The following is a 20297-nucleotide window of genomic DNA, read 5'->3' as shown; positions in this document are numbered from 1 at the left end:
ACCCATACAACTAATATCAAGTCGCCTTTTAATATAGCAATTTTAACTCACTTATGAACTTTTTATTTTTGATTATTTCTTCTTCTCTTCCTAACGTGCCCTTAGCGTCTTCGCGGTTCGTTAAAAAAAATCTAGTTTGGTGTCGAGGGCGGCTGCCTGGGAACGTCAGCCCCCATACCACGTATTCGCGGGCGATGGTTAAAATTGTCAGTTACAATTTTCTGCCTTTGAGCAAATAAGTCGTCATAGCTCCTTTGCCTTTAACGTTAATTTTACCGCGCTTTTCCAACAAATACTTATCGCACAGCAACTCATAAGTTGAGCTGCTAACTTGAATTTTACCAGGAAGTCCCTGAGATTCCATGCGGCTTGCTGTATTCACAGCATCTCCCCACAAATCGTAAATAAACTTTTTAGTGCCGATGACACCTGCTACAACAGGCCCAGTATTAATGCCAATGCGGATATTGAGAGGTTTACCGCATTCGTCGCGGAATTTCATAATTTCTTGCTGCATTTCCAGAGCCATTTCGGCAATAGATTCGGCGTGATTTGTACAGGGAAGCGGCAAACCGCCTGCTACCATATAATTGTCGCCTATTGTCTTAATTTTTTCTAAGCCGTATTGCTCGCTTAAGCGATCGAAAGCTGAAAATATTTTATTAAGCAATTCGACTAATTCTTCAGGAGACGTGCGCGAAGATATTTCGGTAAACCCCACAATATCAGCAAACAAAACCGTAACCTCGGCAAATCCGTCCGCAATATTGATCTGGCCTTGTTTTAGGCGATCGGCAATCATTACTGGTAAGATATTGAGTAATAAACGTTCCGACTTTTCTTGTTCGGCGCGCAATATTTCCTCAGCTTGTTTCCGCTGTGCGATTTCCTTGTATACTCGGTGAAACATTTGATTGAATGCGACCATGAGTTCTCCCAACTCGTCATCGCGTTTGACAGAGAGAGAGTAGAAATCAGGTTTTTCTCGATCTTTGCTCAAAGCGTCTCCGGCAGCGATCAAGTCATCGCGCAAGCTCAAGAGAGGTGCAATTACTGTCACCCCTAAAAAAAACATAGTCACCGAAGTGACAAAGGCTGATATAATGATGACTAGAACCGCAATCCGCCCGATAAATGCGTAGAGTTCCGGTTGAACGGTGGAAGCATCGTGGCGCACAATTAAGATGTAATCGCCTCCCAAATGTCGCTCCGTCCAAGCAATATCGTAGCGCTTGCCATCGAAATTGTGATTGTGAACTATACGAGTTCTTTTTAGTTGCTTTAAACTGATTTCTGGGGGTTCGCCAAGTGTATATATTAGCTCACCGTTAGCATGGTAAATAGACAGTCCTAAGACTACTTGAGAATCCTTAGTAATATTTTTTACTTCTTCTTGCAAAAAAGTGCGATCGGATATATCTTGTTGCAGCAAAAATTCTAGGGAATCAACAGTCGCCCGAGATACCTGTTCCAGTTGACTTAAAAGTTCATTTTCTCGCCGAAAATAAGAGGGAACTAAAATAATTCCCTCTATGACAAGAATGCTAGCAAATATCCACAAAGCTATTTGCCTAGACAAGCGAGATTGGAAAAATTTTAAAAATGAGAACATTCGCACTTGCATAAAAATTACTATTTGGCAATGGGCTAATTTAGGACATACAAAAAGAAACCGGATTTCTGGTAATTAATAAATTTGGGATCGATCGACAAAGCAACTGCACAGAAACCGAGTTTTTCACATCCCCTGTGTAATTCCTGTAATTTTCAGCAGTCAACAGCCAGCAGCCATTAACTGTTACTTCTTGGCTGCTGGCTGTTGACTAATATCATGTCCGATTGATTAACCATAATATCCCGGTCGGGGCGGGTTTTTGAGATTGTCAATTATTGGCAGGTATTGTTGGTGAACCCGCCCCTACGAAAATCGCGGTCGATCGACCGGACATGATATGATGACTGATGACTCCGGACTAACTAGCAGACCCCTTCATAATATAATAAACAAATTAAACCGAAACTGCGCTGACTAACCTGCCTGCAAGCAGATAAGTATTCATATCGCCCTTGCCTTTGACGTGGATAATTCCTCTGTCTTCAAACAGATACTTATTTTGCAAGATATCGTAAGTTGATTGTGTGACTTGAATCGCGCCGGCAATTCCGTGGGATTCCATGCGGGCTGCTGTATTAACGGCATCGCCCCAGAGGTCGTAAATGAATTTTTTAGTGCCAATAACCCCAGCAATTGCAGGGCCGGTATTGATGCCGATCCTAATGTTAATTCCTGCATGATGTTTGGCATTAAATTTTGCTAATTCCTCCTGCATATCTAAAGCCATTTCCGCAATGCTTTCGGCGTGGTTGGTGCTGGGGTTGGGCAAACCTCCGACTACCATGTAAGCATCTCCAATTGTTTTGATTTTTTCCAAGCCGTACTTTTCCGTCAAACCATCGAAGGCAGAAAAAATTTCGTTGAGAAACTCGAGCAATTCTTCGGGAGATATTTGTGCTGACAGCAAGGTAAAGCCTACGATATCTGCAAACAAAATCGTGACTTCTGCGAAGCCGTCAGCAATACTGCTTTGACCATCTTTTAGCTTAGCAGCAATGGACTCGGGTAAAATATTGAGCAGCAGGCGATCGCACTTTTCCTGTTCTTTTACCAATTCTACATTAGTTTCTTGCAATTGTGCCGTCCGTTCCCTGACGCGCTGTTCTAATTGTTTAGCATTTTGGCGCAACCTGCTGATAGCTAAACTTAATCCTGAGACACCTAAAACTGAAAGTCCGGCTAACAAGAAAAACAAGTTTTTTAGTCCGTCGCGAGTTTTTTGAGTGATGGTGTCGAGAGGTTGAGTAATTTCTAATATCCCCCGCACATCTCCGACTTTCCAGTCTTTTTTAGGGCTGTAGGGATGAGTGTTGTGGCAATTAACGCAGCTAGCCGTTAAAGGGTCGGCTTCTGCATAGCGAAAAGCTGGCTTACCGCGAAATTCCTCACTCCTAAAAAATTTTTGTGTCGGATTTTGCATCAAATATTTGATGGCTTCTCGTTCAAAATCGTCTTGAGCCCCACCTTCTTTTTCTCGCCAAGGAAACGGGTAGTTGCTGTACAAACGAACTGACAAGTCAGAATTTTTTTGGCTGATCTGTTTACCGAGTTCTACCAAAAAGGTTGCTGGTACGGGAACTGTTACTTTTGTCGGCTTGTAGTCGTGGGTAAAGTTAATTGTTTTAGCAGTGTTAAGAGGATTGACAACATCCGAACTGTAAAGGGTGCGGGCTTCTTTAATAGCTTGGGCATAGAGGGTGGCATTTTGGAGGGCTTGCGATTCAATTAGGGTGGAGGACAGACGAGACATATTTGCCATCGCTACTCCTACACCTACACAAAATAAAATTGTCACCGCAAGGATAATTCGCTTGTAAATTAATTGGCTGATGGCAGCCCGACTGCGAGAAATTAACTGGCGCATGGTATCCTCAAATGTGAGGTTGAATCTTTAAGTGATTTTACGCACTACTAACATAACACTGCTTTTTCAGGTCGCTTTGTCGGCGTCGGGCTAAACCCAGACGGCGTAGTGCAAGGGATTGTTTATTGTTATTTACAGCGACTGTAGGGGTTCTCCGTAAAAGTACGCATAACTTTATAACGGTTTTCAGTTGAGATATCAGCTAAGGACACGGCAGCCGTGTCCTTACTTCACGAACTTTTTGCTCTATCTCGGTTAGGATAGCAATTGTAGTCTATGGTTGGCGATGTGAATTCTGACTCTACTGTCTTACCTACGAACAACGAAATTTTTCCGGGAGAAGTTTTCGTCAATACTGCCGATTTTGATACCGGCATTCGGCGACTTTTACCTAAATATGACGAAATGCTGGATGTATTAACAGCCTGCATTGCTAGTGCAAACCACCGCATTTTAGAACTCGGCTGCGGTACGGGGGAACTCACTTTAAAAGTTCTCCAACGCTACCCGTCTGCGGAAATAGTTGCTGTCGATTACTCGCCGCGAATGCTTGATTTTGCCCGCGCCAAAATAGAGTTGGCAGGATACGCAGCCCGGTGGACGGGCATAGAAATGGATTTTGGAGAATGGGCGAACAATCCAAATTTTTCAGGGTTGGGTGATAAATTCAATGCTGGCATTTCATCTCTGGCAATTCACCATCTTGAGGATGAGATGAAGTTGAAATTGTTTCAACGCATTCGCGAAAGTTTAAATGCTGGTGGCTGTTTTTGGAATGCCGATCCTCTTTTAGCAGAATCGGCAGCAATGAAAGATATTTATCAAGCGGCGCGAGAAGATTGGGCGCTAAATCAGGGGGAAACATTAGCACAAATTCGCGCAAATGTGGGGAAGAGTGTCTCTTACGGGTATTCTAATCCCGATCGCCTAGCTACACTTTCGGCACAGTTAGAAATGCTGGCCTCATCTGGATTTGATACTGTTGCAGTTCCTTGGAAATACTACGGTATGGCGGTGTTTGGGGGATTTGTTAATTGAAAAAAGCCGTCCTGCTATGTAGGATGAAACCTCAGCACCTTACTGCTTAAAGAAAGATTGCAGTTAGTATTTTAGGTTACTAAGTTATGCTTGAAAAAATATATAATCCTGTCAGGATTGAGGAAACAAAATGACTGCAACTGCGATTCAAAGTATTGACTGGGATGCTTTTTCTTCGGAACTCTCGGGAATCGAAATAATTAGCGATCGCGCGCAAGTTGTCAAGCTATCTCAAGATTATTATCACTTCAGTCCAGTTTTGCAACCTCTCTTAAGTGATAAAACAGGAGATTTAGTAGTTCGTCCCGCCAGCGAAGCCGAAGTTTTGCGGATTGCGGCAGCCTGCGTCAAATCCAAAATTCCGCTAACTGTTAGAGGTGCAGGAACGGGCAATTACGGGCAGTGCATCCCCCTCAACGGCGGCGTCATTTTAGATACCAGCAAAATGAACAGTATCCGCTGGATAAAACCGGGTTTAGCTTGCGTAGAACCGGGGGTGAAAATGTCGGTTTTCGACAAACAAGCCAGAGAAATCGGTTGGGAATTGCGGATGGTTCCCTCAACCTACCGTACCGCAACGATTGGGGGATTTATTGGCGGGGGTAGCGGGGGAATTGGTTCGATAACTTACGGGCAATTGCGCGATCGCGGAAATCTTCATGCTGTTCGAGTCGTTACAATGGAAGACGATCCCCGCGTCATCGAATTGCGCGGCGATGAAGTGCAGAAAGTCAATCACGCTTACGGCACAAATGGAATTATTACTGAGTTAGAAATTCCCCTCGCCCCTGCTTATGCTTGGGCGGAAATCATCGTCGGTTTTGACGATTTTATGACATCGGCAAACTTCGGTCAAGCTTTGGGCGATGCTGACGGGATTATCAAAAAACTAATTTGTGTTTGTGCTTGGCCGATTCCTGCTTATTTTGCTGCTTTCCGCGATGCTATTCCTGAAGATCAGCACTGCGCTTTGTTAATGGTAGCTGAATCTTGTCTGGAACCGCTGCAAGCTTTGGTGCGCGAATATGGCGGCACAATTTGCTATCAAAAAAACGCGCAAGCAGCGAGCAAAGGTGCAGCCATTGCTGAATTTACTTGGAATCATACAACTCTGCACGCTCGCAGCGCTGACCCGTCTCTGACTTATTTGCAGACGCTTTTTCCCGCAGATCGAGGTTTGAAATTGATTGAGGAACTGTACAATTATTATGGGGATGAGGTGATGATGCACTTGGAGTTTTTGCGGATGAACGGCAGGGCGATCGCCGCAGCTTTGCAAATAGTTCGCTACACTACGGAATCACGGCTCAATGAAATTATTCGCTATCACGAAGAGCAAGGCGCACTGATTGCTAATCCTCACACTTATATATTGGAAGATGGAGGGATGAAAAGTATTAATGTGGAACAGTTGCAGTTTAAAGAGTTGGTCGATCCTTACGGTTTGCTGAATCCGGGTAAAATGCGGGCGTGGTTGGAACGGGATTAAGGGCGATGGTTTTTAGATTGTTCGGCGGTTGAAACCGCTGTCGAGAGTCAAACGAAGTCCGCGCAACGCGAGACTAAGAAATAAAGATTAAAACTCGGCGGTTGAAACCGCTGCTAGACAAACGAAGTCCGCCTAGGCGGACTAAGAAAGCAATTTAAGGGACAGGGGCGGTAATTTCTGTAGGTGCGATCGCCCCTTCAGAAGGTACAGCTTGCTTTTCCAGTAGTAGGCGCTGTTTGTTCCGATATTCTGCGGCAGCATCGTTCAAATTTTGGCGCTGTTCGGTATTAAATTCTTCCATGCTGCGGCCGTTTCCCAATCTCGATCTGTGAATTAAATCAAATATTCCGCTGCCGCTGCTGCGGCCGGAAAATGGGTCGGTATTGTCTTGAGTTTGAAAGTCTTGCAGCGGTTGGGCATTATTTAAACCGCTGGCTTGAGCGAAGCTTGCTTGAGGCGAAAAAAGGGCACAGGAGGCGATCGCGCTTGCAGCAATCCCCCTCATCAGTTTGCCCGATTTAGAAGTTTTGGTGTTCATAATTTATTAGTTGAACCTTCAAAAAAACAATTCTATCTAAACGATATTCTGACTTGCGACTAAATATTGTATTACTTGGCTGGGGCTAAGGACACGGCAGCGTCCACAGGTGTCAACTTAAGGACGATCGTGGGATGACGATTGCTATTTTAAGACAGAGCTCACCCTCGCTCGATCTTACCTCTGCCACGCCAGATCGAGCGCGCATCACGCCCCCCGAACCGAGTTAAAATCCGAAAAAGTATGAGATGATGCCGAATCGGCACTGCATTTTACGAGCCAAAAACGTCCGGCGGGCGTCAGGTAATCCATACCTGCGTCGAGTCTGGGAAGTACCAGGCCCACCCATAGAAGAAATACAAGCCAAGTTGTTGTGTTGCCTGACTCCTGAAAGCTTGAAGCCGTTACGCTTAACCCGCCGATCGCCAAAACTGGGCGATGGCCTCGGGCCTGGCAAGCTACGACATTGACAGTGTGTTGACATTACCAGTGATGATGGCAGTAGTCTTGAGCTTGGTATACCGTAGGATTTCACGGTTAAGTGAAGTGATACGGGTATTAGAGTCAGAAGGTTTGCTGTGGGTAGAGCCATTTAAAGTCAGTAAACAAGCGTTATCCAAACGACTTGCCTGTTTACCCGCAGACTTATTTGCACAAGTATTTGAGCCAGTCATCGCAAAAGTCCAGTCCCGAGCCGATAAATTGCCTATTCCTATTGGTTGGGAATCGGTGTACCAAAATTTTAGTGCGATCGGGATTGCGGAGGGTTCAACTCTCGAAGCTGTGAGAATAAAACTCACAGCCAATGGAGACTCAACAACGGGATTGGGGGGTCGAATCATGATTGTAGAGGGATTTCACCACCCGCTCGTCGCCACTCGGTACGCAAAAAATAGCACGGTTCGCGCTTCTATGCCACTTGGATATTTTATGTAGTTCTCAATGATTTATATTCGTCAGTAGCTGTGGAATTAGCTCAACCCCATCCACGCATTTCAATAGAGATGGTTTTTTGTGGACTGTATGATTTTTCGCGAGCTGTGTGGCGGGATAAAAGTACAAATGTAGTTAGCTATGTTGTTGAGACTCCTAAAATGTTTGGCTTGATTAAACAACAACGTAAGCAATACTCTTGAGAAGGCTGGTTACTATCAGGAACTTTGGGGCTTAACTGCTTAAGTTGACACCAATAGGCATTGCCATGTCCGTACCGGATATATTTACTTCACTCAACTGAAAGTCGCTATAAAGTTAAAAACAAATCTATCTAAAGAGGTATTCAAACTCAAATTTAAAATCATACCTTAGATATAGTATTTTGTGGAATGTACGATTTTTCGCTAGCTGTGTGGCGGGATAAAAGTACAAAGGTAGTTAGCTATGTTGTTGAGACTCCTAAAATGTTTGGCTTGATTAAACAACCTAAGCAATACTCTTGAGAAGGCTGGTTACTATCAGGAACGTTGGGAGTTAACTGCTTAAGTTGACACCAATCGGCATTGCCATGTCCGTACCGGATATATGTACTTCACTCAACGGAAAGTCGCTATAAAGTTAAGAACAAATCTATCTAAAGAGGGATTCAAACTCAACTTTAAAATCATACTAAAGAGGGATTCAACCTCAACTTTAAAATCATACCTTAGTAGTTGTAGAGTTAAAATAAAAAATAATGAGCATTGAAAATAGAGTCGAAGCAACTGCTAAGAATATTGAAGGCAAAATCCAAGAGGCTGTTAGCGAGGTTACAGGCAATCAGAAAGATAAATTAGAAGGTCAAGCCAAGCAGGACGAAGCATCAGCAATTCACCTGAAAGAAGACCTCAAAGATAAAGCAAAAGAGATTGTAGACAAAGCTTAGTAACAGTATTCGCTACAAGTTTCCTGCCTACTCAATCCAGCAAACATATCGTTTGCTGGCTTTTTTTATGCTCGCCCCAACTTGTAGGGTGCGTCAGGGGGAATGTCGCGACGCAAAGAAACTCAGGCTCCCTGATGCAGAATGCTCGACTAAAGATCGCTGCAATAAAAAAGCTAGGGATTGATCTCCCTAGCTCGAAACATAGCACAATTAGTTTTTAGAGTTGGTGCGGGCGACGATCGGCTTTTTCCAAACCTACCGTACACGCTCCCACCTAAATTAAATCAGCACAATATCTGATGCAGTCAAGCGTGGGTTTTCGTTGAACACTGCCAGTGCAATGCCTTGCCTGTTCCCAGCACCGTCAGGGTCGTACAGCAAGCGACCGCTGGCACCTTCGTAAACGAGGAACGGTTGCGATGGATTTCCCCCTATCGGAGTCAGATTGTTGTTGTAAGTCCCGCTGTCGAGCACTACTAACACGTTAGAACCGGGTCGATTTGGCAGCGTATTGTCTAATGGTGGTAAGAGGAACGAATCGTACTCGAGTATCAACTTGTCTTGGCCGGGTGTAAAATCCCCGATTCGGTCTGGGTTACTACCCAGGCTGCCGTTGGAGTTGACCGTGACGCCCTCGCCGAAGTTGTTGTAGTAGAAGCTGTCATTGCCACTGCCGCCAATCAGCGTGTCTTCACCGGGCCCGCCGCCGAGAGAGTCGTTGCCGTCACCCCCGAGCAAATAGTCGTTCCCAAAGCCGCCCAAAATCGTGTCGTTTCCGCCGCCGGAATCTAAGGTATCGTCCCCGTCAATTCCTGGGGTAACAAGACTGGTGGGGCCGCCGAACAGTATGTCATCGCCAGCACCGGTAGTTATGGAATCCCTGCCGTTGCTGCCAGTGATGAAGTTGCTGCCCAAGTTATCAGTAATGATGTTTGGCGTTGATTGGACACCGCTAAAGTTGACACCAGTAGCATAGGAGATGGTGTCGTTACCGCCAAGGGTGCCAATTAATCGATCGCGCGTGGTGCCAAACACGATTCTGTCATCCCCTTCACCGCCGTTCATGAAGTTGGTGACGCCAGGGGTGCTGTTGGCAATTAACAGATCGCTGCCCAGGCCGCCGTCGAGAGTAATCAGCGCAGCATTAGTACCGGCAAAAGAGGCATTGAGCGTATCGTTGCCGTCTCCACCGGAGGCTTGAGTAAAGATGCCGCTCAAGCTGTCATTGCCGTCGCCGCCGATCATTGTATCAGTCGAAAAAGCTGCCACGAGCGTGTCGTTGCCCGTGCCGCCGTCGAGCAAGTTCCGACCGGCGAAGCCTGGAAATGAACTCGATGCGCCTACACTCGAAAGTGCACTCACTGTCGCCGACACGATGAAGTCGTCGCCTCCACCTCCCTGCGCGGTATCCTGCGTGGCAAAAACCCGGATCGTGTCGTTGCCGTCGCCGCCGTCAAAAAAGTTTCTGCCTTCGCCAAAATTGCCGATCGGGCCGTAGAGGGAATCGTTGCCCCCACCGCCGATCAAGGTGGTTCTCTCAATGCCGATCGTGATGGCCCTCGCATCAAACGGGCTGGCTTGCGTAGTGTTTGTAATGACTAAGATGTCGTCGTCAAGATCGCCGGACAGGTAGCTGCTGCTGGCCACACCTCGTAGCGTGTCCTTGTCTTTACCGCCGAAGAGACTGTCTCTCTGATTGATACCTACAATCAAGTCGTCGCCCAAGTCGCCCCGCAAGTAGTTGCTGCCTTCATTGCCAGCGAAGCCAATAGCCAAGCCACCAGGTAAAGAGAGGTTGTTGCCGCCGCCTGCGATGAAGAAGCCGATGGCGTCATTGCCCTTGCCGCCGTAGAGGGAGTCTCTTCTCTGCGACCCTCCCAGTATGGTATCTGCGTCCTCATTGCCAAATATGAGGTTAGCTTCGACAGTACCTTGGAGGAAGTCCTCGCCCGAGCCGCCGTACAACGAAGCCTGGGCTTCAGCGATTATTGTGTCCGAGCCTCCGTCGCCAAACAGCAAAGCCGGAGTGCGCTGGGATCTGATTGAGTCTTCGTCCTCGCCGCCTACGAGGGTATCGTTCGGGCCAACTGAAATCAGAGTATCGTTATCGGCTTCGCCAAATATTAAGCTGCCACCCAGGGTGGAAGTTCTAATCGAATCAGCCCCGGCTCCGGCGAAGATTGTATCCGGGCCCAGTCCCGGAAGGTTTAAATCAACTTGATTAGGATTGTCATTTAGTGTTGTCATACAGCTTCACTCCTCTACTTCTTGTTGGTCATCGCTTGTGCGACTACAGACACTGCCTAGAACACCGAATGTTTGGATGCCGCTGTAGTTTAACCTGTTTGCCAGCCGCAAGTCTAGCCTACTGGCGTTAACCCTGTCTAGACTTTCTCCATCGCGGACTTTTTGCTTGTAAGCTTTTATTTTCAATGTCTTCACCCTTTAATATTCCTTTTGCACAGTCTCAGGTGCTCACGCTCAAGAAGACGCGGCTCATATTCTTAATGTTCCACTCGGGATTGGCGGTCGGGGATCGCGTCCGGGGGCGGAAATTAAAGATTAAAAAAGGCAGATCGGGGAGATCGGGAAGACAAGGAAAATTGGGAGATTGGTTACTTGGTTACAAGGCTTTGTGGCAATTTCCGGTTTCCCAGGCAGGCCGTCTTTAAATAACTGGTACGATCGAACTCGCCAACTGCTGGGCGAGCTAAAAGTCTACGCCCCGCTTTAGTTCTACGCCCCGATCGCCGTAGTGTTTGTGACAGTATACCTCGGAGTGTACGCTTGCCAAGTCAAAGTAAGCGTGGGGTTTGTGGCAGCGCCCGGTGATAATGATTTCTGTATCGCGGGGCTTGCGCAGGAGCGCTTCGACGATCGGATCTACCGACAGCAGTTCTAAGTCTACTGTGGGATTGAGTTCGTCGAGAATAATCGTTTTGTACCAGCCGCTGGCGATCGCACATTTGGCGATTTCCCAGCCGCGTTCTGCTTCGATGCAGTCTAACTCTTGCTGTTGCCCCCGCCAAACTATAGCATCCCGGCCGCACCGCTGGTGGTCTACTAGCTGCGGGTAGCTTTGCCGCAATGCTGCGATCGCCGCATCTTCTGTATAACCGCTGCCGCCTTTGAGCCACTGCACGATTAACACCCGGTGAGATTGGTCTTGACTGATACCCCTACCTATTGCCTGCAAAGCTTTGCCCAAAGCGCTCGTAGACTTGCCTTTGCCCGCTCCAGTGTATATTTCGATACCCGCAATCTGATGCTCGGCCGCTGCGGGGTGATAGTGGGGCTTCATTTCTGAGTGCAAGTCGGCAATATCCAGCAAAGCGGACGGGGCCGCTCGGCCTGTGGCGATTACTTCTAAATATTCTGGTTTGTTTTTGAGGGTTTGGACTACTTCGTCAACTGGCAGCAAACCCAAGTCCAATACAGGGTTTAGTTCGTCTAGTACCACGACGGAATAGAGATCGCTGGCGATGGCTCCTTTGGCAATATCCCAGCCTCGCTGAGCTTCGGCGCGATCGAAGCGGGTGATTGCTTCGGCCCCAAAATATTCGGCTCTGCCGGTGCGCACTTGGTCGATCAAGTGCGGAAATGCCCGTTGCAAGGCTTCTATTGCCCCGTCTTCGTCGTAGGAGCGGCCGGGGCCTTTGAGAAAGCGCAGCAACAAGACTCGCGTGGGCGAGGCCGAATTGATACCCAGCCCGATCGAGCGCAACACTACTCCCAAAGCTGCCTGAGACTTGCCTTTCCCAGCGCCGTCGTAGACGTGAATCTGACCCGCGGCGCGTTCCGAGCGGGATGAGGCTGTCCGAATACCAATGCCATTCCTTACCATAATCAGCAGTTATTGAGTCTGTCTCGGGGTGGGTATTCGATCGCGCGAATTGAATGTTTAATTTTTCCATTCTGTTGCCCGATCTCAAAAGATTATAAGATACAGTCTCTACCCCCTATTTTACTAGCGACGAGCGAACGCAATCAAGGGCTAAAACCTGCAGTTAAGATTATTGCGCTTGTGATGTACAATTAAAATCTAACACGGGCTGATATACCTGAATCCTATGATTGCCAATGTTTTCCCATTTCGGACTGTTTTGGTGCAAATTTTAATTATGTTTTTGGCGATCGCGATCGAAGCGTGGTTTCTGCAAAAACTACTTAAACTCGAACCCAAAACCAGCGTTGAATATACAGCTATCCTCAATCTCTCTTGTACTTGCGTAGGCTGGTTAGTTTTCTTTGGCATTGAAAGCGTTATTTCAAAAGATTTGCGGGAACGGCTGATCGGTTACATCTTATTAGGGGGAGCGCAGGATATTTACCCGGCAATAACTCTGATAGCCGTCTCAGTATTAGCAGTAACTTTTTTAGCTAAATGGCAGGGATTAGAAATTATAGAAAACATAGTTTCCGGCAATAAAAAAGCTTCCAAGCCTCAGTTTATAGGGCCGCCCACCCTCAGCCGCCGCCTTCCCAAAAAAACTTTTCAAGTAACTACCCAGTTTGGAGGAATTTTAATCGCCCACACTGTTAGCAATTTCGTTATTTTAACCGTGTTGTTTTTGCAAAGCGTCAATAATTAATTGAAATTTATGATGAAGCAATTGTTGGATGTCACTCAGCAACTCACTAAGCTGACGAACAACCTTTGGGAAGCCAATAAAAAAATCCAAAAGGCGATGATTCCGCCTAAAGTTGTCCACTGGAAGACGCCTTTACTGCTCAGCATCTTTTTAGCTTTGCTGTCGGTGGCGGCAGTCACTGACTGGCGGACGAGAACTCTGCTTTTTGATATGAGCTGGTTATTTTTTACACTTTCAATGGGTTTGCTGACCAGCCAGCAACCTTTTGTTATTAAAGGAGTAAGTCTGAGTCCGTGGGTGACAAGCATCTTAATTGGCTTGTGGTTGCTGCTAAGATTGCCGTCAGACAGGAAGGAAATAGCATGGATATCCGGCCCGCTTATAGCAGTAGTAATTCTTGCGACAATAGAGATTTGGAAGAGCGAGTCAAAACGGGAAGGTATCAGGTCGTTGGTGCGCCCTCAGTTTTTGATGATTACTCTAGTTCACCTGCTGTTTTCCTGTTGGTTTGCATTTCACTTTTTAATTCAAGGTTGGATACAGCAGTATCCGAGCGTTTTATCGCAGGATTTGAGGCAAAGCGATTATGTGGTGACATTTCAACAGCCAACTATTAATCGCTCCCGAGGTGTTGTCATCCTGAATGCAATGGAGCGATACCTGCAAAATGAAGCCCGCACAAAACCGTGGGCGCAGGTAGAACAAATGTTAATAGATATTGACAACGAGCGATTTTTTCTGAAGAATCAAGCCTTAAAAACAATTGGGGTAGTCCCAGAAGATGCGAGCTGGGATGTCAAAACTTCGATCGTCCAAGGAGAGTCCCGCTATCAGTTAGAGATGCAGGCAACTTGGCTGGGGCTGGTTTTTAGACCCGAAATATATTCGTTTACCAAATCTTGCGAGGTGTTCGATATAGGCAATAGGGCGACTGTAACCTGCGATGCGATCAAACGCTCTCAACCCGGACAGAAAAAAGATGGAACTGCGGGGGAGAGTCAAGTTTGAGCTTGTCTCAGGCAGTTACCAGAGTGTCCCACAAGAAAGGGGAAGAGGGGGAGATGGGAACAGTGTCCGAGCCCGAGAGTGGGAGATGGACAGATGGACAGATGGACAGATGGGGAAGAATCTTGGACTTCTTTAGTCAACATCCCATCAGTTAAATCCGTTAAATCCATTACACTGCTTCGTTGCCGAACTTCTTGTTTCCTTATATTAAAGTATGGTGAAAGTTTCCAGCGGGTTAATAACTAGATGAATTTGAGAAGAATCTTGACAGTTGCGACCAATGTATTTTGGGAAGTAATTCGCGATCGCATCCTTTACTTAATTATTATTTTTGCTCTGTTGATGGGAGCATCTGTACGGTTGATACCGGAATTGGCGGCGACAACCGAGAAGAAAATTATCTTAGATGTCGGTTTGGCTGCTATGACCATTCTCGGTCTAATTGCCACAGTCTTTGTGGCTACCGGATTGGTCAACAAAGAAATTGAAAAGCGGACTGTTTACCTGTTAGTTGCCAAGCCGATAAGTCGGGCTGAGTTAATTGTGGGCAAGCACTTAGGGCTGTCGGCGGTGCTGGCGGTGCTTGTAGCAGCAATGACTGTTATCTATCTGGCTATTCTGAGTTTGAGCCGGATTCCTTTCCCTTTGGAAAGCATTTTAATCGCTTCGTTGTTTGTCTGGTTTGAGCTGTGTCTCATGGCTGGTGTCGGGATTTTATTTGGCGTGTTCAGCAGTTCGCTGCTGGCAACTTTACTGACATTTGGCGTTTATTTGATGGGACATTCAACGCGGGATTTAGTGGCTTTGGGCAAGTTAACTAAAAATCCTGGTATTGAACAATTGATGATGGGACTTTATCTGGTTTTGCCGGATTTAGCCAGATTCAATTTGAGAAACGATGCTGTTTACGGACAAGTTCCTTACTTGGCAGGTTTGATTACAGATGCTGGCTACGGTTTGCTGTATGTGGTGCTGCTGCTGTCAATTGCGATCGCGATATTTTCCCGTAGGGAATTTTAAAGCGCGCCTTCGCTACTTTCAAAAGCTCGAGCAGATCAAACGATCGCGTTAAAATATCAAGGAGGCGATCGCTCAGAAAATTCGACTAAAACTAAAATTTTTATTGGTAAAATGAGGTGACTTATGACTGCTGCAATTCACAAACCTATATCGCAGCTAAAAATTACCTGGCCGCTGCTACCCGATGATTTCATCCTACCAGACGACCCTGTAGACGATATAGACCATCCGTTGCTAGCTAACGGTTTGCGCCAGTCTTTATTTGGTTCCCCCGAACTAATACAAGACGCACTCATAGTTTCTAATTTTGCTTTGTGCGCTGCTGTGGACGATCGCACTATTTGCAAAGGCCCAGACTGGATGTACGTGAGGCCAGTGCAACCTTGGCCTCACAACTACCCCCGCCACAGCTACACCCCTCATACCGAAGGAACTGTCCCTTTTGTAGTGATGGAATTTCTCTCAGCTACTTACGGCGATGAATACTCTGTCGAACACACAGAAGAAATCGGCAAGTGGTTTTTTTACGAACAAGTAATCAAAGTTCCTCGCTATGTCATTTTTCGACCGCATACAGGCAGAATAGAAGTTTATGCGCTAGAATCGGGGCGTTACGAAAATCAAAATCCTGATGAAAACGGGCGTTATTTAATACCTGGATTAAATCTATTTTTGGGAGTGTGGCAGGGAACTCGCGAAGGTAGAACGGGATATTGGCTACGCTGGTGGAATGCAGCCGGTGAGTTGCTGTTGTGGCCGGAAGAACGGGCTGAAAATGAACGACAGCGCGCCGATCGCCAACAGCAAGATAAAGAGTCAGCCGAGACGCTGCTGGAACAGGAAAGACAGCGAAATCAAGAACTTTTGGCTAGATTGGCAGCCCTCGGCATCGATCCCGAATAAGCTGTTTTGCATTTAAATAGTACCTTTGGGCGGGTTTTTATGCCTGCCCCACAAGATGTTGAAGAGAAATCACCCTGTAAATTAGATTGCGATAGCTTCGCAGTAATAAAAGTGGAAATTATGTCAGTGGAAAAACTCGCACAATTAAAAGATATTTTCGCACAGATGGAACGGGCGTTGATTGCCTATTCCGGCGGAATAGACAGCACTTTGGTGGCAAAAATCGCTTTTGACGTGTTGGGCGATCGCGCTTTGGCAGTGACGGCAGTTTCCCCGTCTCTACTGCCCGAAGATTTAGAAGATGCGCGGATTCAAGCAGCAGAAATTGGCATTGCCCATGAGGAAGTAGAAACTCAGGAAATGGCAAATCCCAATTACACTTCTAACCCGGTTAACCGCTGCTATTTCTGCAAAAGCGAACTGCACGATACTTTGAAACCCCTAGCACTAGCAAAGGGTTATCCTTATGTGGTGGATGGGGTGAATGCTGACGATTTAAAGGATTACCGTCCGGGAATTCAGGCGGCAAAGGAACGCGGCGCGCGATCGCCTTTAGCCGAAGTAGGAATTACTAAGTTTGAAGTGCGGCAATTGGCCAAAGAATTGGGTTTACCTTGGTGGGACAAACCGGCTCAACCTTGTCTGAGTTCGCGCTTTCCTTACGGCGAAGAAATCACCGTTGGAAAGTTGCAAAGAGTGGGGCGCGCGGAACGGTATTTGCGGCAGTTGGGACTGAAAAATTTGCGAGTGCGATCGGACGGAGATACGGCGCGCATTGAGTTACCCGCAGAGGAAATTAAGGAATTTGTGTTAAAGGCAGATTTGCCTGCATTGGTGGCGGTGTTTCAAGAGTTTGGTTTTGTTTACGCGACTTTGGATTTGGAGGGATTTCGCAGCGGCAAATTAAATCAGGTTTTGCAGCCGCAGTTGTTACAGGCAAAAGGTTGATTAATTGTCCTGAAAAAATGTGACTACAACAGTGTGTTCGTGGCGATCGCATTTAACTTGAAAATGTCGCTGAGGATCGAGCGATTTTAGGCGACTTTCCCACATCTGAGCTAATGCTTGTCCCAAATATAATAAATTGTCAGTGCTAGCATTTTATGCACCGGGGAGAATGTCATCAACGTGCTGGTGGTTCATCACCTTCTCAATTGCAGCGATCTCATTTCCCAGCTCGATTTTCCACTGTTATTATATTTGACTGTTAAAGGCTTCGGACAAAAAGATACCGCCTTCATGTTCGACAAAATCCTGCCAGAATAGTTTGCTAAAAGCTATGGAAAATTCAATGTTAGCAGCTCCAACAAGATAATTTCAAAGTGAAGAGTCGTTGCTATTGGCTTTTTTACCCTGCGGGAAATCGATTAGTTTATCTGCCTTCAAGGATATTTGTTTGAGGAACATAATTTCTAGGGTATTTCATTCAATCTAACTGACATAACTGTTTTCTCAGCTTGCACGAAAATGTCTCCTCCTGAGGTTTATGAAAGTTAAATTTAAGTTAATCTCGGTCTTCTTGGCTTTGTTTGTTTTCGCGTACCTCCCCTTCCGGGTGTTAGCTAACCCGCAACCTTCGGGAGATACAGTTAGTTCTGCCCTGTGGTGGCAAGTTACGGTGTACAATCAGGTACAACAAATTAAAGACAAGCAATATCAAGGGTGCGTGTGGGGTGATTCTATTTCCTCGGCCCTCGGCGATTCTTTAGGTGAAGAAAATTTTAATTTTGCGATCGGCGGAATGAGTTCAGTTTCGCTGCTAGAACAGCTTAAACTGTTAGTACCGCAGCGGTTTACCTGCAAAAAAGCGATTTTGGCGATCGGTACAAATGATGCTATGTACGGCATTAGCGACGAGCAGTTTGTCAGTAACTTAAAAGAGGCGATCGCCGTGATGCGATCGCTCGAAACAAAACAGATTATTCTGATCCCTGCTTTTTACTCCACTCTTGCCGCCAGCTACAATCCTAAATTAGCAGGAACAATTGCTAGAGTTGACGAAATCAATGTTCTCATCGATCGAGTAGCAGCCGCCGAAAATGTGACTGTTGAATCTCGCGGCATACAAGAATTGTTTAAGGAACAAGCTCTCAATCCAGATTTAACAATTGACGGCATTCACCTCAATGCGAAAGGTTTAGATATATACAGAAAAGTTTTGTTAAATATTTTAAATTATTATTTAAAGGATGAGAATTAAATAAAATCCACTTTTCATGACTGTTGTGGGATGGGCGGGACGCCCGTCTATCGGGGACGGGCGTCCCGCCCATCCCACAATAAAAAAGGGAAATTATTTAATTGACGATCCTAACAACGTGCATTATTTCCGAAATAATCTGTGTTTAAGTTATTACTTTAAATTCCGTAGACTGGGACTTGATGCGTGTAGTTTGAGCTTAACGAGCGCAATCAAATTGTTTTGTAGGGAGGACTGAAGTCCTCACTACAAAATTATAAAGGTTATTTTACATGACTAGATATTAAGGAGTAGTTGGCTGCATTTGCTGTAGCTGCATTTGCTGCTGCTGATTCTCGAGCAAAAGTTGCTGCTCCTGGATTTGAATTTGCCGATTCTCAAGATCTATTTGTCGCTGTCTGTCTTCAAGCTCCAGTCTTCTGTCTTCAAGTTGCAGTCTTCTGTCTTCTGCTTGCTGCAATCTATCTTGACGTTGGAGCTCTCTTTCTAGCAGTCTGTCTTCACGTTGCTCTTGTCTGTCTTGACGTTGTTCGCGAAGCTGTCTGAGCTGAATTTGCCGCTCGAAATCTCCTCCCAAAAATAAGTTTTGAAAAGTTCTGATCGTTGTATCAAACCCAGTAAGAACGCCGCTAACAGCGCCGATCCCAGTTGCAATTCCTGCGATCGGCTGCAAGAAACTGTTGATATTGTCTGCTACCCTAGTATAGCCCGATCGCGCTACCAGAATCACATCGTTGTTGCGGAGAGTTGGGTTATTGTCAGGATTCAACCCTTGAGCAAAATCCACCTCGATCGTGCGGCGAGAAACAGTACCGTTGGGGTTCAAACGCAGCAGTTCTACTTTGTCTTTTTTGGCCCGCAATTGATTGAAACTGCCTGCGGTCAGCAAAGCTTGGTGCAGGGATGTAGTAGGCCGCACCTGCACAGCCCCGGGCCTAATTACTTCTCCTACAATATTAATGCTAATCGCGTTCGGAGAAAAACTGCTGTTGGCGACTTGAGAAACTTCAGCTAAGTCTACAGTAGCGGCTGTCGGGATAATCACGCTATCTCCTTCTTGCAGCAAAACATCTTGAGTCGCGTCGCCTTTTTGCAGCAAATCCCACAGATTTACCATGATAGTTTGTTCGTTGCCACCTCTGATTCGGCGGCGGATTTGCACGCGGCGAATGTCAGCTTCTGTAGTGATACCGCCAGCAATTTTGAGCGCTCTAGTTATCGTTGGTAAACCGACAACTGCTCCTTGCTGTTGCTCGATGCTGACAAAACCCAGTTCTGTTTGTTGGTTGGTCGATCGCAAATCAGCAGCAGATATAGTATAAGGCCCAGGCCTGTTTACCTCGCCGACAATTACCACGCCAATTGGTTTAGTAATATCAGCGGAAAAATTAGCACTGGCTCTTTGACGAACTTCTTGAGTATTCAGGGCACTTGCTGTCGGTACAAAAATTGTATCTCCATCTCGAATCGTGACATCTTGACGCAAATTTCCCGTCTCTAAAAAATTCTGCAAATCTACCGTAGTAACTTGCTCCTGCCCGCCTCTGCGGGCCGGACGGCGAATTTGGACATTTCGCATATCTCCTGCTGATGTCACCCCTTGTGCAAGTTGCAGCATTTCCATCAAAGTCGGGAATTTTACTCCTCCTCCTTCTCTAGTGGGATTAATCTTGTAGGAACCCGGGCGAGTAACTTCACCGGCAAGGCCTATATTAAGGGGGCGAGCGACGATCACAGTCACGGTAACAACGGGAACATTGATGAAGGGTTCGTATCGCTGGGTAATCACGTTAGCGGCTTGTTGCAGCGTCAACCCTTGAATTGAGACGCTGCGAATGATTGGCAAATTGAGCGTCCCGTCAACTAACACTTGATATTCCTTGCTGAATTCAGGAACGCCGAAGATATCTAAAGCAATGCGATCGCCCGGGCCTAAAGTATAAGCTGCTTCTGGTGTCAGCGCACCAGAATTGCCGATCGGCGGCAAACTCGAACCCCGAGGTGGCGGCGGCGGTACTCTCGGTTGGTTTGGGTTAGGAGTGGCGGCAGGATTTCTGATGGCAGGCAACTGAGCTATACTGGGCAGCGAACTCAATAGCACCAGGAGTGCTGACAAACTCAGACTTGTAGCGGTTTGAACGGTATGTTTCATTTTTCTTCCCTGGTTGC

The 20297-nt window shown here is 46.4% G+C and carries 16 protein-coding genes and 2 pseudogenes; 10 read left to right on the top strand and 8 right to left on the bottom strand.

Annotation, left to right across the window (positions count from 1 at the left end; genetic code table 11):
- Nucleotides 1-211: 211 nt before the first annotated feature.
- The 3 genes and pseudogenes from QUA99_RS16675 to QUA99_RS33165 all read right to left on the bottom strand — a co-directional run.
- Nucleotides 212-1624, bottom strand: coding sequence for an adenylate/guanylate cyclase domain-containing protein (locus QUA99_RS16675; protein WP_333238809.1), 1413 nt, complete (start codon nt 1622-1624; stop codon nt 212-214).
- A 385-nt stretch (nt 1625-2009) separates the two neighbouring features.
- A pseudogene (locus QUA99_RS33170) lies at nt 2010-2726 on the bottom strand (adenylate/guanylate cyclase domain-containing protein); the annotation flags it as partial.
- A gap of 138 nt (nt 2727-2864) precedes the next feature.
- Nucleotides 2865-3365, bottom strand: a pseudogene (locus tag QUA99_RS33165) (Tll0287-like domain-containing protein); the annotation flags it as partial.
- Between the two features lie 390 nt (nt 3366-3755).
- Here QUA99_RS33165 and QUA99_RS16665 point away from each other — a divergent pair.
- Together QUA99_RS16665 and QUA99_RS16660 are read left to right on the top strand one after the other, a co-directional pair.
- Nucleotides 3756-4517, top strand: a complete 762-nt coding sequence (locus QUA99_RS16665; RefSeq protein ID WP_333238805.1) for a class I SAM-dependent methyltransferase — start codon at nt 3756-3758, stop codon at nt 4515-4517.
- 130 nt (nt 4518-4647) lie between these two features.
- A complete protein-coding gene (locus tag QUA99_RS16660; protein WP_333238803.1) occupies nt 4648-6006 on the top strand; it encodes an FAD-binding oxidoreductase in 1359 nt (452 codons plus the stop codon).
- Nucleotides 6007-6160: 154 nt separating this feature from the next.
- Here the strand turns inward: QUA99_RS16660 and QUA99_RS16655 are convergent, their stop codons facing one another.
- A complete protein-coding gene (locus QUA99_RS16655) occupies nt 6161-6544 on the bottom strand; it encodes a hypothetical protein (protein ID WP_333238801.1) in 384 nt (127 codons plus the stop codon).
- Between the two features lie 438 nt (nt 6545-6982).
- Here QUA99_RS16655 and QUA99_RS33160 point away from each other — a divergent pair, with 438 nt between their 5' ends.
- Complete coding sequence (locus QUA99_RS33160; RefSeq protein ID WP_445251019.1) at nt 6983-7480, top strand: hypothetical protein; 498 nt, start codon at nt 6983-6985, stop codon at nt 7478-7480.
- A 736-nt stretch (nt 7481-8216) separates the two neighbouring features.
- Nucleotides 8217-8405: a CsbD family protein gene (locus QUA99_RS16645; RefSeq protein ID WP_333069342.1), complete on the top strand. Its 189-nt coding sequence runs from the start codon at nt 8217-8219 to the stop codon at nt 8403-8405.
- A 279-nt stretch (nt 8406-8684) separates the two neighbouring features.
- Here the strand turns inward: QUA99_RS16645 and QUA99_RS16640 are convergent, their stop codons facing one another.
- The 3 genes from QUA99_RS16640 to QUA99_RS16630 all read right to left on the bottom strand — a co-directional run bounded on the left by QUA99_RS16640 (nt 8685) and on the right by QUA99_RS16630 (nt 12249).
- Nucleotides 8685-10652 (bottom strand): calcium-binding protein, encoded by a 1968-nt coding sequence (locus QUA99_RS16640; RefSeq protein WP_333238799.1) that lies wholly within the window; start codon nt 10650-10652, stop codon nt 8685-8687.
- A 6-nt stretch (nt 10653-10658) separates the two neighbouring features.
- Nucleotides 10659-10847 (bottom strand): hypothetical protein, encoded by a 189-nt coding sequence (locus QUA99_RS16635; protein ID WP_333238797.1) that lies wholly within the window; start codon nt 10845-10847, stop codon nt 10659-10661.
- A gap of 268 nt (nt 10848-11115) precedes the next feature.
- Complete coding sequence (locus QUA99_RS16630) at nt 11116-12249, bottom strand: cob(I)yrinic acid a,c-diamide adenosyltransferase (RefSeq protein ID WP_333238796.1); 1134 nt, start codon at nt 12247-12249, stop codon at nt 11116-11118.
- A 226-nt stretch (nt 12250-12475) separates the two neighbouring features.
- On the opposite strand from QUA99_RS16630, the gene fraC reads away from it, so the two are divergent.
- The 6 genes from fraC to QUA99_RS16600 all read left to right on the top strand — a co-directional run bounded on the left by fraC (nt 12476) and on the right by QUA99_RS16600 (nt 18128).
- Nucleotides 12476-12997 carry a filament integrity protein FraC gene (gene fraC, locus QUA99_RS16625; protein WP_333238794.1) on the top strand — a complete coding sequence of 174 codons (522 nt, stop codon included), beginning with the start codon at nt 12476-12478 and terminating at the stop codon, nt 12995-12997.
- Nucleotides 12998-13006: 9 nt separating this feature from the next.
- Nucleotides 13007-14005: a DUF5357 family protein gene (locus QUA99_RS16620; protein WP_333238792.1), complete on the top strand. Its 999-nt coding sequence runs from the start codon at nt 13007-13009 to the stop codon at nt 14003-14005.
- Nucleotides 14006-14251: 246 nt separating this feature from the next.
- A complete protein-coding gene (locus QUA99_RS16615) occupies nt 14252-15025 on the top strand; it encodes an ABC transporter permease (protein WP_333238790.1) in 774 nt (257 codons plus the stop codon).
- A 123-nt stretch (nt 15026-15148) separates the two neighbouring features.
- Nucleotides 15149-15928, top strand: coding sequence for a Uma2 family endonuclease (locus QUA99_RS16610; protein ID WP_333238788.1), 780 nt, complete (start codon nt 15149-15151; stop codon nt 15926-15928).
- Nucleotides 15929-16048: 120 nt separating this feature from the next.
- Nucleotides 16049-16876: an ATP-dependent sacrificial sulfur transferase LarE gene (gene larE, locus QUA99_RS16605; protein ID WP_333238845.1), complete on the top strand. Its 828-nt coding sequence runs from the start codon at nt 16049-16051 to the stop codon at nt 16874-16876.
- A gap of 538 nt (nt 16877-17414) precedes the next feature.
- A complete protein-coding gene (locus QUA99_RS16600) occupies nt 17415-18128 on the top strand; it encodes an SGNH/GDSL hydrolase family protein (protein WP_333238786.1) in 714 nt (237 codons plus the stop codon).
- 283 nt (nt 18129-18411) lie between these two features.
- On the opposite strand, the gene QUA99_RS16595 is transcribed toward QUA99_RS16600, so the two are convergent.
- Nucleotides 18412-20280 carry a polysaccharide biosynthesis/export family protein gene (locus QUA99_RS16595; RefSeq protein ID WP_333238784.1) on the bottom strand — a complete coding sequence of 623 codons (1869 nt, stop codon included), beginning with the start codon at nt 20278-20280 and terminating at the stop codon, nt 18412-18414.
- Nucleotides 20281-20297: the final 17 nt, after the last annotated feature.

The organism is Microcoleus sp. F10-B2 (assembly GCF_036704965.1).
In the GTDB taxonomy this organism is placed as follows: domain Bacteria; phylum Cyanobacteriota; class Cyanobacteriia; order Cyanobacteriales; family Microcoleaceae; genus Microcoleus.
This window is presented reverse-complemented; position numbering and strand designations above follow the sequence as displayed.

Bases quoted from the DNA above. Each gene is read 5' to 3' on its own strand.
- QUA99_RS16675 (WP_333238809.1), bottom strand. From the start codon at position 1,624: ATGCAAGTGCGAATGTTCTCATTTTTAAAATTTTTCCAATCTCGCTTG.
- QUA99_RS16665 (WP_333238805.1), top strand. From the start codon at position 3,756: ATGGTTGGCGATGTGAATTCTGACTCTACTGTCTTACCTACGAACAAC.
- QUA99_RS16660 (WP_333238803.1), top strand. From the start codon at position 4,648: ATGACTGCAACTGCGATTCAAAGTATTGACTGGGATGCTTTTTCTTCG.
- QUA99_RS16655 (WP_333238801.1), bottom strand. From the start codon at position 6,544: ATGAACACCAAAACTTCTAAATCGGGCAAACTGATGAGGGGGATTGCT.
- QUA99_RS33160 (WP_445251019.1), top strand. From the start codon at position 6,983: ATGGCCTCGGGCCTGGCAAGCTACGACATTGACAGTGTGTTGACATTA.
- QUA99_RS16645 (WP_333069342.1), top strand. From the start codon at position 8,217: ATGAGCATTGAAAATAGAGTCGAAGCAACTGCTAAGAATATTGAAGGC.
- QUA99_RS16640 (WP_333238799.1), bottom strand. From the start codon at position 10,652: ATGACAACACTAAATGACAATCCTAATCAAGTTGATTTAAACCTTCCG.
- QUA99_RS16630 (WP_333238796.1), bottom strand. From the start codon at position 12,249: ATGGTAAGGAATGGCATTGGTATTCGGACAGCCTCATCCCGCTCGGAA.
- fraC (WP_333238794.1), top strand. From the start codon at position 12,476: ATGATTGCCAATGTTTTCCCATTTCGGACTGTTTTGGTGCAAATTTTA.
- QUA99_RS16620 (WP_333238792.1), top strand. From the start codon at position 13,007: ATGATGAAGCAATTGTTGGATGTCACTCAGCAACTCACTAAGCTGACG.
- QUA99_RS16615 (WP_333238790.1), top strand. From the start codon at position 14,252: ATGAATTTGAGAAGAATCTTGACAGTTGCGACCAATGTATTTTGGGAA.
- QUA99_RS16610 (WP_333238788.1), top strand. From the start codon at position 15,149: ATGACTGCTGCAATTCACAAACCTATATCGCAGCTAAAAATTACCTGG.
- larE (WP_333238845.1), top strand. From the start codon at position 16,049: ATGTCAGTGGAAAAACTCGCACAATTAAAAGATATTTTCGCACAGATG.
- QUA99_RS16600 (WP_333238786.1), top strand. From the start codon at position 17,415: ATGAAAGTTAAATTTAAGTTAATCTCGGTCTTCTTGGCTTTGTTTGTT.
- QUA99_RS16595 (WP_333238784.1), bottom strand. From the start codon at position 20,280: ATGAAACATACCGTTCAAACCGCTACAAGTCTGAGTTTGTCAGCACTC.